Genomic DNA, 13,207 nt, shown 5'->3' with positions numbered 1-13,207 from the left:
CCGCCGCCCCATCCGTCAGTGGGACGCTCCCCAGCAGCGGATAACACTGCGCCGCAAACGGATTGCAGCATGAGCGGATACCGGCGGGCGCCTCAGCTTCGGCGGTCATCATTGCCGGCTCAGTAACAGATAGCGCTCGTCGGTGATCGTCTTGCCCCAAAGCGGGTCCTCGTCCAAGAGCCGCAGCTCGGCCTTCCGGCCGTGACGCCGCACCAGCGAGGTGCACTCTGCCGCCGACAGTCCAGCACCCGTTGCCCACCGGCCTTCGATAAGGACGAGCCTCCCCTGCGGTCGAAGGAGCCCAATCCACCGCGCAAGCGTCGTTTCGGGATCCTGGACCGCCCACAGCACGTGCCGTACCAGAACCACGTCGAACGAGCCGAGCGCGAACGGCGGTCGGCTCACATCGCCACGAATCAGTGACACCGCTACACCGTGGTGTGCCGCTTTGTGACGCGCCACCTTGAGCATATTTGAGGATGCGTCCAAGCCGTATACATGATGTCCGGCTTCGGCCAGCAACGTCGTCAAACTGCCCGTTCCACAGCCGAGGTCGACAACCGGTACCGGGGCAACGGGAAGAACGGATGCCAGGAGGGAAGCCCAGGCACTGCGGACGGACGGGTCTCGAAGACCATGGTCTGGCTCCTCATCGAACGTCGCAGCATACGTGTCCCAGATCGCGCTTCCGTTATCGCCCATGGACGGACCCTGCCATGCCGGCTGGGTCGCAGGGCGGAGCTGCGCGCTTATCGGCTCCGCTCGCCTACAGCGGGGCGGTCGACACGCGCATCGCGGCTACTCCGTGTACCTGATCAAGGCTTGCGACCGCTCGGCTTCCGCGTGGGCGGCGACCCCAGCAAGCAACGACGCCGCTGCGACTGCTACGTCATCGTTTGTCATTGCTGGCCGCGGGTGCTGTCGCCAGGCGTAATTGTGACGCCATGATCAGTCTAAACCGGCCGGGAGGGCATGGTCACTCGGGCGAAGAGCTCATGTGACCTGCGAATATGGCTGCTATGGTGACCTTTCGTGAATCGCTGCGAATGGCTTGGACCGGCTGAACCCGCTTCTCGGCAGGTGCTGCACCTCGATCCGGATGCCTGGCTCGACAGCCGCACCGAGACCGCTGCGCTGTGCGGGCTCGCCGCCAACCCGGCCGCGCCCGTGCCGGTGCTCCTGGAATTGCTCCTGGCCCGGCCGGAGGCGGTGCCCGCCGCATTCCGGCGCCGGGCACTCGCCGCGCCGCTGATCGAGGCGATGCTGCGCCACCCCCATCCGCGGATCCGCGCAGCGCTGGCCGCCAACCGCCGGGTCGATCCGAAGGTCCGGCTCCTGCTGGCCGACGACCCGAACACCGACGTGGTCCACCGGCTCCGCTCGGATCGGAGCCTGCCGCTGCCCGTGCCGGACCCGCTCGTGGTCGTGGAGCTGGACCGGTTGCACAAGCAGTGGGTCCGTGGATTGATGATTCCGGAGGAACTGGCGGGCGAGGTCTCGGAACTCATCTCCCGGGACCGACGCCGGATCGGCACGGTGCAGCGCCATCCGGAACCGGTCATCCGGCGTGCCCTGCTGGGCTTCTTCCGATTCCCGCACGGTGACCCCGATCACGAGGCCGTCCAGGCGCTGCTGCTGGACGAATCCGCCGAGGTGCGGGGCGCGGCGACCGAACTGGTGGACGACCTGATGGCCCGCTCCGCCCGCGAGGTGGAGCGGGCCGACGTGCAAGGCAACGGCTACGAGGTACGCCACATCCTCTCCACGATGCGGCTTTCCCGCGCGCTGGTAGACGATCTGATCGCCGAGGGTGATCCGCACGCCTTGGCGGAACTGGCGGTCAATCCGAACGTGCCGAACAGCGTGGTAGCAGGGCTGATCGCTCACCCTGAGGCACAGGTTCGGCGGCGGGCCGCCGAGCGTGTGGATCTCACCGCCGATCAGCTCGCCCGGCTGGCCGTGGACGCGGACCTGGAGGTACGCACCACGGTGTCCGTACACCCCGGGCTGAGTGAGGAGCAGCGGGCCGACATCCGTATCGATTCGACCGAGTCCCTGCCCTACGGGTACGGCGGCGACCAGCCACCCACGGACTCTGTGCGGCAGAGCGAGGCGTGGGCCCGCTCGGTCAACCCGCTGCTACGCCGGCGGGCCGCCCAGGACCCGCGTCTGCCCGCCACGGTGGTCGCCGCGCTCGCTGATGACAACGACCCGGGCGTACGCGTCAGGCTCGCGCACCATCACCCGGAGGCCCCGCCCGAACTGCTCCTGCGGGTGTTCCGCGAGCATCGAAGCTGCTCGCGGCATCGGTTGCCGCTCCTCCCCAACTTCCCGCGCACGGGTCTGTCCCGGCTTGCCGGCGATTCCGCCCCGGCCACGCGGGCCCTTGTCGCGCTCGACCCGGACGTGCTACCGGACCACGTCGACCAGCTCATCGCAGACCCAGAACCTGTGGTCCGGCGGGCGATGGCCGCATGCCCGCGGCTGCCTGCGGACCGTATCGTCGCACTGCTCGACCATCCGGAACTCGCCGAATCTGCAGCAGCGAACCCGTCCCTGCCCGAGCCGCAGATGTGGACTTTGCTGCGGTGAGGATGACGCCGCCTCCCGCCCACCGGAACGGGACACACCCCCGAGGAATGGCAACAGTGGCACCGCACCACCCGCAAAGCGATCACCAGGCAACTCATCATCGCACGCGGGCAGGACGGCACGCCGAACGAAACCCGCCTCATCCACACCTATTGCCAACGCCGGACCAGTACCGGTACGGACAGCAAGGAACCGGCATCTTCACGCACCTGAACCGCCCTTCGGGGCTTGCTTGAGCCGGATGCGGCTGGCAGCGCACGTCCGGTTCTAGGGGGCGGCGGCGCCGACCACGGCCGGACGTCATACTGGCGCGGTGATGTCGCAGTTCGACCAAGCATCGGCGGAGGCGGCTGAAGCGCGTGGTGACTGGGCCACAGCGATTGCCCTGGTCAGTGAGTACGCCGAGTGCTACAGCCACGACCATCACCGGCACAACGCACACCTGTGGCACATGGAACTGCTCGTGAAGGCCCGGCTGTTCAGTGAGTTGGCCGATCGGGGGGAAGTGGATGTGCACGCACGGCGCCGCTTGGACCGGTTCCTGTTCGAGGACAGCCGCGATGGAGAACTGCGTCAGCGTGCTGAGCGCGGTGACAAGACCGCCCTGTACTTCCTCGTGCGCCTGCTTCGGGCGCGAGGAGAACACACGGCCGCCGTACGAGCAGTCGCGGACCTTGATATGACCGACACCTACGCTATCGAGCTGGCACATCAACCGCTGCCCAACGAGCAGGGCTACGCAGAACTCGACACGGCCCGACTGGAAGAGCATCGCAAGACGCCCGCTCATCGGCAGGACAGGAAGCGTCGGCCACGGCGAGCTGTTGACGGTCCGTGACCAGCCACGGTCGACCCCGCCGCGACCGCGCACCAACGGCGGCATGGCAGCTCACCTGACCTTGGGTTGCGTGCCGATCGCCGCGACTCCGTTGTCGTTCGGCTAAGGTTGGCGACGGCGCGGCAAACCGATGAGTAGCGGCGTTATCCAGCCCAGATGCGATCATCGCCAGGTCATTGCTACGTGATTGCCGGAGGCACCCATGGGCACGTGGGACGTTGGACCATTCAACAATGACACTGCCGCCGACTGGAGCGGCGATCTGCACGATGCCGTCAGTGACCAGCGGCTGCCGCTCATCCGTGCCACGTTGAGCGCCGTCGTGGACGAGAGCGACACGTACCTTGACAACCCGTTGGCCGATCGAGCGATCGCCGCTGCCGCAGTGGTTGCCTCCCAACTGCCGGGCGGGCAACCGCTCGTAACGGCGTACGCGCCGGACTTCTTGCTGGACGGCGGAACGCTCGACATTCCCGCCGACATCCCGCTCCTTGCACTGCGCGCGTTGCACCGGATCTTCGGTGACAACTCGGAATGGCACGACCTATGGCAAGACGCCGGCAGGTACGCGGAGGCCGTCGACGCACTGCGCGCTGTCCGCGCAACGCTTGAGCGGGCCGCAGCCTGACAGGGCTGCATCGGGCCGTCGAGACCTTCGGCGATACGACGGATGTCCCTCCCGACCGCCATACCGCCGAGAGCACAGTATGTAGCTGGCGCGGCATGTGGTCTTCGACGGGTAGACGCGGCAGACGTCGAAGTCCGGCCGTGGTCCAGATCCAACGGCGCCGCTCGCGGACGGCCACCGGGTCAGGACGGGGTGAGATGTGGACCTTGAGCGGTTTCGGGGGTACTTCCTGCGTGACATCGCCGTCATCGCCGCATGCTCGGCCAGCGCCGTGCGGATCACGCTGGTCGCCGACGACGGCATGGACACCGTCGTACTGGTCCTCCAGGATGTGCTCCACATCCAGATGGATACCTCGGGGTCCTGGAACGACTTCATCGACGAGTTCACGGCGCTGCAGTTGCCGCAGGACGGCCCCTGGCCTGAGCAGGTCCACCATCTGCTGCACCATCACAACAACCGCAACGTCCTGACCTGGCTGCGAATGGACGGTCCCGGCCCGATCGAGATTCTCGGCTCCCGCCTGACCATTGAGCCGTAGCACCCCGGAGCGGACAACGCTCGCCCCGGACCCGCCGGCCGCGGAGCCAACGCGTCCGGGGCACGCGCGCATACCTTCCAGGCACTCATGGCAAACTGCGCAGGTCGCGGCATGAGCGGAAGGCGGCCGCACGTTCGATGCCAGCAGCCGTAAGCTGCCGAGGTTGCGCGAGCACACCGGGGGTGCCGTGAGTTGGGACGTCTTCATCTTCGACGCGCCATCCGACGCTACGTCGGTCGATCAGATCCCGCAGGGCTTCAGGCCGCCGCCGCTGGGCGCCGGGCCGGCCATCAGGCAGCGGTTACATGACAGCGTCCGCGGTCTCGACCTGTCCGATCCCGCGTGGGGCCGTTTGGACGGTCCGACTTGGAGCATCGAACTCAACATCGGCTCGAAGGATCCCGTCGATTCGATCATGTTGCACGTGCGCGGCAGTGGCGATGACGTTCTCACCGCAATCGCGCAAATCGCTGCCTCGGTGGGTGGGCGAGCGCTCGACCTCTCCACCGGCGAGTTCTTGACCGGCGCTCGGGGCGAAGCCGCCGGTTGGCATGGTTTCCAGCGGTACCGGGATCAAAACCTCCCCGGCAATTGATGACCGCCGGGCGACCGTGATCGTGCGATCTCTATCCGCACATCGGCACGAGCACGCGCATGCCCCGCAGAGCCTGCCGCCGGGACGGCGTACGCAGCGTGACGGTCACCGCCGAGCCGCAGCGCGAGACCTGCGGCAGATCCGGATGCCAGAATCCGTGGTGGTGGCATCGCCGGCGTGAGCCCTGGGGCAGCAGCGTCACGGACGGGCGAGGACGGCCAGCGTCAGGACGATCGGGAACTCCTTGTCCATTTGCCCCAGGAGCAGCGCCACCAGCCGGTCGTGGCGTCGCCAGGACGGGAACGGCTCCTCGCCGGCGAACAGGGCCAAGTCGTACTCAAACGGCGAGAGGCTTTCGTGATCGGCCCAGAACCGTTCGAGCTCCGCCGCGAACGAGTCCGACTGCGGCGGACCCCAGATCGCCGCCAGCGCGTCGGCTGCCCGCTGGCGCCGACTCTTGAGGTCGGTGTACACCCGCTCGTAGATGTCGCCGATCGTGCCGTCGTCGTCGGCCGGCGTCTCGTACAGACTCGGGCTCGAAGCGATCGGCGCGAAGTGGCCGCCTGGCACGGACTCGGTCTCGCCGACGAGCCACGACCCGCTGCTGGGACCATCAGCGGGGAACGGCCGCGTGACCAGGTCTCGGGCCGCGGCCACGAGACTGTCATCGTCCACGCGACGATGATATCCGCCTGCGGCGCCATTCCGCGCGGACGACGTGGCCAGCGGATGTACGCACATCGGCACGAGCGCTCACCGGCCAGCGGCCTGCGCCCGGGCAAGGCGAGGCTACGGCGTGTGACGAGCGCCGGACGGGCTGCGCGCTCGATCGGGGGCATGACAGTGCACGGAATCTTGTAGTGGCTGCTCGCCTTGGGCGGAACGTTGTCAGGTTCGGCTTGGGTGGCGGTGTGGTCCGGGCTGCCGCGCCGTTCGTGGCACGAGCGAGCGCCTGTGCGCTGTCCCTGCACGCGGTCATACGTGGCGGCTCACTCGTCTCGTGTCGTGTTTACTTGTAGCCGTGATCGATTGGCGGGGCCCTCCCTGTCCGGGTTCCTCTGCTGGAGGTACTCCAGGAATTGAAGCATTCCAGCGAGTTGGTTGTGCCCGTAACTGTCCTGCGTAGGAAGGTCCAGCAGGTTATCTACGTCCGACCGCGGCCACCGGGGCTTGCACTACTCCTTACCAGCGTCAGGCGCGCCTGATGGCATGATCGCAGTCCGGGGTCACCCTCTGATCACGTGAGCGCTCATCGGTTACGTGCGCGCAGCGACCGAAGATCAGGCACCAACAGCGGCCTACAGGGCGTGACGATCGCTGGCGGGCCGCCGCGCACGATCGGCGTCTGCTTTCTTCAGCCTTCGGCCCTCCACAGTCGCGGGGCGTTGGCCACCGCGGTGGTGAGGGGTGTTCTGGGCCGAGAGGCCACTCCCGGTCGGCGGCGACCCGCTCTTCGAAAGAGGGTGCGAGGATGCCGGCCGGTCCTCGCACCCTTGCGTGGGGTGGCAAAGCCCGCCTGCCACCGTCCCAGTCTGCAGCGACGGTACGAGGTCGTGTTCGCGCAGGTCGGGCTCGTCTCGGGTGTCCCACGGTGTCCCACGCACGGCGCGCGTCCCGGCACTTCGGTGGTCAGCTGTCTCCTGTCAGCGACATGCACGAATTGCCAAGGAGCTACACCATGAACGCGAATGCCAGCACGGCCCTGTCCGGCACGTCGACGACGCCGGCGCGCAGTGAGCGCAAGGTGCGGGTGACCCTCAACGGGGTGCTGTGGACGCTGCAGATCCTGTGGGGCTTCTTCTTCGCCGGCAGTGGCTTCGGCAAGGTGCTGCTGGTCGACGCCACCCTGTACGCGGAGGCGCCCCGGGCCGTCGCGTGGTACGCGGCGGTGCCGCAGCCGCTCATCGTCTTCATCGGGGTCTGCGAGGTGCTCGGCGGCATCGGCCTGATCCTGCCGGCCATCACCCGGGTCAAGCCGAAGCTGGTCCCGCTCGCCGCTTGCGGCCTCGCGCTGACCATGATCATGGCCGCCGGCTTCCACATCCTCCGCGGCGAGTCCGCGCTGGTGCCCGCCAACATCTTGCTGGGCGGCGTCGCCGCGTTCATCGCCGCGGGCCGGTTCAGCCTGCGGCCCGTCGAGCCCACCCCCGTCACCACCCGGCGCGTACTGACGTCACTCGCGGTGCTCATCGTGATGGCCCTGACGACGTTCGCGCCGACCTGGTACACGATGACCCACACGCAGTTCTGAGACCCACCAGAGATACCCCTGCGCTCAGTTTCCCCCTCGATGCCAGAGCGCAGTGAACCGCCCGGCGGCCGGGGTGGGCGCCGGGCGGTGCGCAGCGGGAGCGGTCAGGGCTGGCGGCGCAGCACCGGCCAGGAGGCGGGGCCGATCTTGCCGTCGGCGACGAGGCCCGCGTTCACGCCCTGCTGGAACGCCTTCGCGGCGGCCTGGGACTTCGGGCCGAAGACGCCGTCGATGGTGCCGGGGCCGGGGGTGAAGCCGTACCGCTTCAGCAGGCACTGGGCCTCGATGCCGGCGGTGGAGACGCCGCTCGCCGTGGGCTGGACGGTGTTGCCGGAGTAGTAGCCGGCGTACCAGTAGCCCGTGGCGGCGTCCCATGCGTAGTGGCATGCGTACGCCGCAGACGCCGAGCTGTTGGGCAGCACGGCGATGCCGACGGCGAGTGCTGCGAAGGTCGAGGCTAGGGCGATGCTCCGGCGCACCGTGAGCTTGCGCATGGTCGGTCGACTCCTTCAGTCGCTGTCCAACACGTGATCATCTGCCCTGCCGTGATCCTGGCCGATCGCCCCCGGCGCTGTCAAACGTCCTGCTCGCCGAGGGGCACCCGCACTTTGACGTCGGGCAGCCCCGCGGCCGGCCACGCCACCAGCAGATCGAGCACGTTGCCGCCGGGGTGCGCCGCGGTGGACTCCGTCGCGGCGCGGAACGTGCGGTCGCCCGCGCCGCCCGTGCCGCCCTGCGACCTGGCCCAGACCGCGTCGCGGCCGTGCACCACCGCGACGGCGGCGCCGGGACCGCCGGCCCGCAGCTGCTCGGGGTCGTCGGTGCGGCCGGGCCGGTGCCGCGCCGGGTCGGCCATCGCGGCGCCGGCGGCCTCCGCCAGCGGACCGTCGAGCATGCTGCGCAGCTGCAGCGACAGGGCGGCACCGACCGCGGTGAGCCGGGACAGCACGACCACAGCCCCGTCGCCGCGGCTCAGCACCCGCGGCGCCGCGACGATGCGCCCCGCCTCGACTTCCGGCTCGTCGAGCCACGCCGGGTCGGCGATGTGCCGCAGGTCCGCCGGTACGGGTGCCGCGTCGACCGGCGCGTCCCACACCGACACGGTGTCGCGCTCGACCGTGGCCCGGTCCGGCAGGTCCAGCTCGAGGACGGTCTCCGGGAACCCGATCTCCGGCCAGGCGAGGACGACGGAGGCGTGGTCGTACAGCGGCGGAAACCGCAGCACGGTGCGCAGGCTCGGCCCTGTGGTGCCGCCGAAGTGATCGCCGCTGCGCATCGAGCGCGAGCCGAACGTCCAGCGGGTCCGGCCGGTGCTGTCGAGCCAGCCGACCCGCAGGTCCATGCCCTCGTCGAACTGCGGCAACAGCCGCCGCGGCGCCGGTGCCGGCCCGGGGCGGCCCGCGCGGATGTCCGCCTGCCGCTCGGTGGCGCTGCGCCGGTCGAGGGGCTGCCTGGCGATCAGCTCGAGCTCCAGGCCGGTGGGCCGGGACACCGCCTGCACGACTCCGACGCGCAGCTCGGGCCGGTCGACGACGATCCCGCCGGGGTGCGCCGGCACGCCCAGCGTCTCATCCATAGGCATGCGCGAGCCTACCGCCGCCGAGCGCCCCCGCAGGGCCCGTGCGAGGCCGCTACAGGGGGAAGCGGCCGCGGCGCCACTGCCAGTGGCGGCCTGCCTGGAGGTGGTCGATGACGGCGCGCTGCAGGCCGGTGCCGCGGGGCAGCCGGTCCAGGGGCGTGGTCAGGCTGCGGAAGGCGAAGCGCAGCACCTCCACGTCGGCGTCCAGGCCTTCGGGCTCCTCGTACGGGTCCAGCTCGAACCGTCGCTGGAAGCGCACGATGTTGGAGTCCTCGGGCAGGTACTCCAGCAGCTGCGGGTCGAGCAGCCACGAGCCGCAGGCGAACGCCGTGTAGTGCTCGTCGGGGAAGTGGCGCGGGAAGAAGGCGCGGGCCTCGTCGAGCGACGCGGTGACCGCCGCCGGGCTCAGTGGGCCCTCCTCGGGGATGTGCAGGTCGATGGCGGTGTCGCCGCGCTGGTGCTGCAGCCGGCCCAGGTGGTACAGGCCGCCGCGCACGTGCAGGGTCAGCCAGCTCTGCATGACCGGCCAGCCCTCGCGCTGCATCCGGCGGTCGACGGCCAGGTTGCGGCCCAGGTCGGCCAGGGTCGCCCAGGTGACGGCCGGGTCGATGCCGTGGTCGCGGTGGTACGCCGTGACGACGTCGACCAGGGCCAGGTACGCGTACACGTAGAGGTGCCGCCAGGCGGGTCCCCGGTCGCGGGGCAGCTCCGGGCCGGGCACCAGCCAGGTGTACCCGCCGAGGTCGGCGCGGACCAGGGCGATGGTCCGGTCGAGCAGCCAGCGCAGCTCAGGCGTCCACAGCGGCGAGCCGGGGTCGGGCCAGCCCTCCATGATCTCGGCGGCGTCGTCGGGCCGCACCGCGAGCCGCTCCAGGATCGCCGGGGCGTCGTCCTTGGCGGGCAGCGGCGCCGACGGCCGGTCGGCGGCGAGCCGGTCGACGCGCTCGACGTCCTCGACGTGCACGCCGAGCCGTGCGGCGATGTCGGAAAGATCCACGCCGATGACCTTACCGGCCGGTGCGGGCCCCGGCGTGTCCGTGCGGCCGGCGGGCAGGCGCGTGAGACCCTGCGCCTGGAGGCCGGCCGTGACGCGCCGCACCACCTCCGGAGGGGCCGGCTGCCGGTCGTCCAGGTCGCAACCTTCATCGGGTGTTCATCCCGGGCCGCAGCCCGCGACACGCCGGTGGCAGGGCTCCGCGCCCCCCTCTGAGCTGGGCAAACCCGCTGCGGGTGATTTTCTCCGGCGTACCGGCTGAAAACTTGAACTATTCCAGACTCGTGGCATATGTTGATCGTGTGACGTTGGACTTCGAGGCGCAGTTGCGTGCGGTCTCGTTGCGCGTGACCCGGCCTCGACTGGCGGTGCTCGCCGCGCTGCGCGATCACCCGCACGTCGACACCGACACGGTGATCGCGCTGGTCCGCGCGGATCATCCGACGGTCTCCCACCAGGCGGTCTACGATGTTCTGCGGGCGCTCACCGACGCCGGGCTGGTGCGGCGTATCGAGCCCGCCGGTGCGACCGCCCGCTACGAGTCCCGGGTGGGGGACAACCACCACCACGTCGTGTGCCGTTCCTGCGGCGTGATCGCCGATGTCGAATGCGCCACCGGCAACGCTCCCTGTCTGACCGCCTCGGACGATCACGGCTTCGTGGTCGACGAGGCGGAAGTCGTGTATTGGGGCACCTGCCCCGACTGTGCGACCGAACCCACCTCGCACTGATCCGCCAGTTCGGAAGGAAACTGATGAGCGACACCCAGGACAATGCACCAGTCAGCGCACAGGGCGTGGAGGAGAAGGTCGCGGCCGGCTGCCCGGTCGCGCACGACTCCGTGACCGCGCACGGCAGCGAGAGCGAGAACCCGGCGATCGACTCGCCCACCCGGAAGACCAGTGGCCGCCCGCGCGGCAACCGTGACTGGTGGCCCAACCAGCTCGACCTGTCGGTGCTGCACGCCCACTCGTCCAAGGGCAACCCGCTCGGGCCGGAGTTCAGCTACGCCAAGGAGTTCCAGAAGCTCGACGTCGAGGCGATCAAGCGGGACATCACCGAGGTCCTGACCACCTCGCAGGACTGGTGGCCGGCCGACTTCGGCCACTACGGCGGCCTGATGATCCGGATGAGCTGGCACGCGGCGGGCACCTACCGCATCCACGACGGCCGCGGCGGCGCCGGCGACGGCGGGCAGCGCTTCGCCCCGCTCAACAGCTGGCCCGACAACGCCAACCTCGACAAGGCCCGCCGCCTGCTGTGGCCGGTGAAGCAGAAGTACGGCCAGAAGATCTCCTGGGCCGACCTGCTGGTGCTCGCCGGCAACGTGGCGCTGGAGTCGATGGGCTTCAAGACCTTCGGCTTCGCCTTCGGCCGTGAGGACGTGTGGGAGCCCGAGGAGATCTTCTGGGGCCCCGAGGACACCTGGCTCGGCGACGAGCGCTACGTCGGCGCCGCCGAGATGGCGCCCGAGGTCGGCGCGACCGAGATGGGCCTCATCTACGTCAACCCCGAGGGCCCCCTCGGCAACGCCGACCCGCTCGCGGCGGCGTACTTCATCCGCGAGACCTTCGGCCGGATGGCGATGAACGACGAGGAGACCGTCGCCCTCATCGCCGGCGGCCACACCTTCGGCAAGACGCACGGCGCGGGCGTCGCCGACGACCACGTCGGCCCGGAGCCCGAGGCGGCGCCGCTGGAGGCGCAGGGCCTCGGCTGGCTCAGCAGCCACGGCAGCGGCAAGGGCGGTGACACGATCACCAGCGGTCTCGAGGTGACGTGGACCGACCAGCCGACCCAGTGGAGCAACCGCTTCTTCGAGATCCTCTTCGGCTACGAGTGGGAGCTCACCACCAGCCCCGGTGGTGCGAAGCAGTGGGTCGCCAAGGACGCCGAGGCGATCATCCCCGACGCGCACGACCCGTCGAAGAAGCACAAGCCCACGATGCTCACGACCGACCTGTCGCTGCGGGTGGATCCGGCGTACGAGAAGATCTCCCGCCGCTTCCTGGAGAACCCCGACGAGTTCGCGCTCGCGTTCGCCAAGGCCTGGTACAAGCTGCTGCACCGCGACATGGGTCCGGTCAGCCGCTTCCTCGGCCCGTGGGTGCCCGAGGCGCAGCTGTGGCAGGACCCGGTGCCGGCCGTCGACCACGAGCTCGTGGGTGAGGCCGACGTCGCCGCGCTCAAGGCGAAGGTCCTGGAGTCCGGCCTGACCACCGCGCAGCTGGTGTCGACCGCGTGGGCGTCCGCGGCGAGCTTCCGCTCCACCGACAAGCGCGGCGGCGCCAACGGTGCCCGCCTGCGCCTGGAGCCCCAGCGCAGCTGGGCGGTCAACGCGGGCACCGCCGAGGTCATCGAGCGGCTCGAGGCGATCCGCGGCGAGTTCAACGCGGCCGGCGGCGCGCAGATCTCGATCGCCGACCTCATCGTCCTGGCCGGCTCGGCCGCGGTCGAGAAGGCCGCCCGCGACGCGGGTGTCGAGGTGACCGTGCCGTTCCACCCGGGCCGCACCGACGCCTCGCAGGAGCAGACCGACGTCGAGTCGTTCCGCGTCCTGGAGCCGCGCGCCGACGGCTTCCGCAACTACCTGCGCCCCGGTGAGAAGACCCAGCCGGAGATCCTGCTCGTCGACCGCGCGTACATGCTGGACCTGACCGCGCCGGAGATGACCGTCCTCGTCGGCGGCCTGCGCGCGCTGGGCAACAACGTCGGCGGCACCCAGCACGGTGTCCTCACCGACCGGCCCGGCGTGCTCACCAACGACTTCTTCGCCAACCTGCTCTCCCCGGGCACCCGGTGGAAGGCGTCGGAGTCCGAGGAGCACGTCTACGAGATCCGTGACCTGGCCACGGACAAGGTGCAGTGGACCGCCACCGCGGTCGACCTCATCTTCGGCTCCAACTCCCAGCTGCGCGCCCTCGCCGAGGTCTACGCCAGCGAGGACGCCCGCGAGAAGTTCGTGCAGGACTTCGTCGCGGCATGGACGAAGGTCATGGAGCTGGACCACTTCGACCTCGTCTGAACCCAGCGGTAAGCGGACGGGCCCGGCCGATCATGATCGGCCGGGCCCGTCCGTCGTCGTACCGTGCCGGGGTCAGTGCTTGCCGAGGAGCCGGGAGGCGAGCACGGCGGCCTGGGTGCGTCGCTCCAGGCCGAGTTTTGCCAGGAGGCTGGAGACGTAGTTCT

Annotated in this window: 13 protein-coding genes and 1 pseudogene; 8 read left to right on the top strand and 6 right to left on the bottom strand. The window is 69.8% G+C overall.

All coding sequences use genetic code 11. From position 1 onward, the window contains the following. Nucleotides 1-108 precede the first annotated feature (108 nt). Entirely contained in the window at nucleotides 109-702 is a 594-nt protein-coding gene (locus tag AB0H83_RS25435; protein WP_360098543.1) for a class I SAM-dependent methyltransferase, read from the bottom strand. 330 nt (nucleotides 703-1,032) lie between these two features. Here AB0H83_RS25435 and AB0H83_RS25430 point away from each other — a divergent pair, with 330 nt between their 5' ends. From AB0H83_RS25430 to AB0H83_RS25410, 5 genes are all read left to right on the top strand, one after another. Further along, nucleotides 1,033-2,592 carry a hypothetical protein gene (locus tag AB0H83_RS25430; RefSeq protein ID WP_360098541.1) on the top strand — a complete coding sequence of 520 codons (1,560 nt, stop codon included), beginning with the start codon at nucleotides 1,033-1,035 and terminating at the stop codon, nucleotides 2,590-2,592. A gap of 313 nt (nucleotides 2,593-2,905) precedes the next feature. Beyond that, a complete protein-coding gene (locus AB0H83_RS25425; protein ID WP_360098539.1) occupies nucleotides 2,906-3,430 on the top strand; it encodes a hypothetical protein in 525 nt (174 codons plus the stop codon). A 202-nt stretch (nucleotides 3,431-3,632) separates the two neighbouring features. Beyond that, entirely contained in the window at nucleotides 3,633-4,058 is a 426-nt protein-coding gene (locus AB0H83_RS25420) for a DUF4259 domain-containing protein (RefSeq protein ID WP_360098537.1), read from the top strand. Nucleotides 4,059-4,257: 199 nt separating this feature from the next. Next, nucleotides 4,258-4,599, top strand: a complete 342-nt coding sequence (locus AB0H83_RS25415) for a hypothetical protein (RefSeq protein WP_360098535.1) — start codon at nucleotides 4,258-4,260, stop codon at nucleotides 4,597-4,599. A gap of 163 nt (nucleotides 4,600-4,762) precedes the next feature. After that, nucleotides 4,763-5,194 (top strand): hypothetical protein, encoded by a 432-nt coding sequence (locus AB0H83_RS25410; protein ID WP_360098533.1) that lies wholly within the window; start codon nucleotides 4,763-4,765, stop codon nucleotides 5,192-5,194. Nucleotides 5,195-5,392: 198 nt separating this feature from the next. On the opposite strand, the gene AB0H83_RS25405 is transcribed toward AB0H83_RS25410, so the two are convergent. Continuing rightward, nucleotides 5,393-5,869, bottom strand: a complete 477-nt coding sequence (locus AB0H83_RS25405) for a hypothetical protein (protein WP_360098531.1) — start codon at nucleotides 5,867-5,869, stop codon at nucleotides 5,393-5,395. Between the two features lie 1,003 nt (nucleotides 5,870-6,872). Here AB0H83_RS25405 and AB0H83_RS25400 point away from each other — a divergent pair. Beyond that, nucleotides 6,873-7,445 carry a DoxX family protein gene (locus tag AB0H83_RS25400; RefSeq protein WP_360098529.1) on the top strand — a complete coding sequence of 191 codons (573 nt, stop codon included), beginning with the start codon at nucleotides 6,873-6,875 and terminating at the stop codon, nucleotides 7,443-7,445. Between the two features lie 104 nt (nucleotides 7,446-7,549). Here the strand turns inward: AB0H83_RS25400 and AB0H83_RS25395 are convergent, their stop codons facing one another. From AB0H83_RS25395 to AB0H83_RS25385, 3 genes are all read right to left on the bottom strand, one after another. Beyond that, nucleotides 7,550-7,939: a peptidoglycan-binding domain-containing protein gene (locus AB0H83_RS25395; RefSeq protein ID WP_360098527.1), complete on the bottom strand. Its 390-nt coding sequence runs from the start codon at nucleotides 7,937-7,939 to the stop codon at nucleotides 7,550-7,552. An 80-nt stretch (nucleotides 7,940-8,019) separates the two neighbouring features. Then, the gene (locus tag AB0H83_RS25390) at nucleotides 8,020-9,021 is read right to left on the bottom strand and encodes a hypothetical protein (protein ID WP_360098525.1); all 1,002 of its coding nucleotides are present in this window, start codon (nucleotides 9,019-9,021) and stop codon (nucleotides 8,020-8,022) included. 55 nt (nucleotides 9,022-9,076) lie between these two features. Continuing rightward, nucleotides 9,077-10,021 carry an acyltransferase domain-containing protein gene (locus AB0H83_RS25385; RefSeq protein WP_360098523.1) on the bottom strand — a complete coding sequence of 315 codons (945 nt, stop codon included), beginning with the start codon at nucleotides 10,019-10,021 and terminating at the stop codon, nucleotides 9,077-9,079. Between the two features lie 299 nt (nucleotides 10,022-10,320). Between AB0H83_RS25385 and AB0H83_RS25380 the strand changes: the two genes are divergently transcribed. Together AB0H83_RS25380 and katG are read left to right on the top strand one after the other, a co-directional pair. Next, a complete protein-coding gene (locus tag AB0H83_RS25380) occupies nucleotides 10,321-10,749 on the top strand; it encodes a Fur family transcriptional regulator (RefSeq protein WP_360098521.1) in 429 nt (142 codons plus the stop codon). A 23-nt stretch (nucleotides 10,750-10,772) separates the two neighbouring features. After that, nucleotides 10,773-13,043, top strand: coding sequence for a catalase/peroxidase HPI (gene katG / locus AB0H83_RS25375; RefSeq protein WP_360098519.1), 2,271 nt, complete (start codon nucleotides 10,773-10,775; stop codon nucleotides 13,041-13,043). 72 nt (nucleotides 13,044-13,115) lie between these two features. On the opposite strand, the pseudogene AB0H83_RS25370 reads toward katG, so the two are convergent. Continuing rightward, nucleotides 13,116-13,207: pseudogene (locus AB0H83_RS25370) on the bottom strand (DNA-binding response regulator); the annotation flags it as partial.

It is taken from the genome of Dactylosporangium sp. NPDC050688 (assembly GCF_040654515.1).
Taxonomy (GTDB): domain Bacteria; phylum Actinomycetota; class Actinomycetes; order Mycobacteriales; family Micromonosporaceae; genus Dactylosporangium.
The sequence above is the reverse complement of the archived record's forward strand: the minus strand, read 5'-3'. Positions and strand labels throughout refer to the sequence as shown.

Bases quoted from the DNA above. Each gene is read 5' to 3' on its own strand.
- AB0H83_RS25435 (WP_360098543.1), bottom strand. From the start codon at position 702: ATGGGCGATAACGGAAGCGCGATCTGGGACACGTATGCTGCGACGTTC.
- AB0H83_RS25420 (WP_360098537.1), top strand. From the start codon at position 3,633: ATGGGCACGTGGGACGTTGGACCATTCAACAATGACACTGCCGCCGAC.
- AB0H83_RS25400 (WP_360098529.1), top strand. From the start codon at position 6,873: ATGAACGCGAATGCCAGCACGGCCCTGTCCGGCACGTCGACGACGCCG.
- AB0H83_RS25395 (WP_360098527.1), bottom strand. From the start codon at position 7,939: ATGCGCAAGCTCACGGTGCGCCGGAGCATCGCCCTAGCCTCGACCTTC.
- AB0H83_RS25390 (WP_360098525.1), bottom strand. From the start codon at position 9,021: ATGGATGAGACGCTGGGCGTGCCGGCGCACCCCGGCGGGATCGTCGTC.
- katG (WP_360098519.1), top strand. From the start codon at position 10,773: ATGAGCGACACCCAGGACAATGCACCAGTCAGCGCACAGGGCGTGGAG.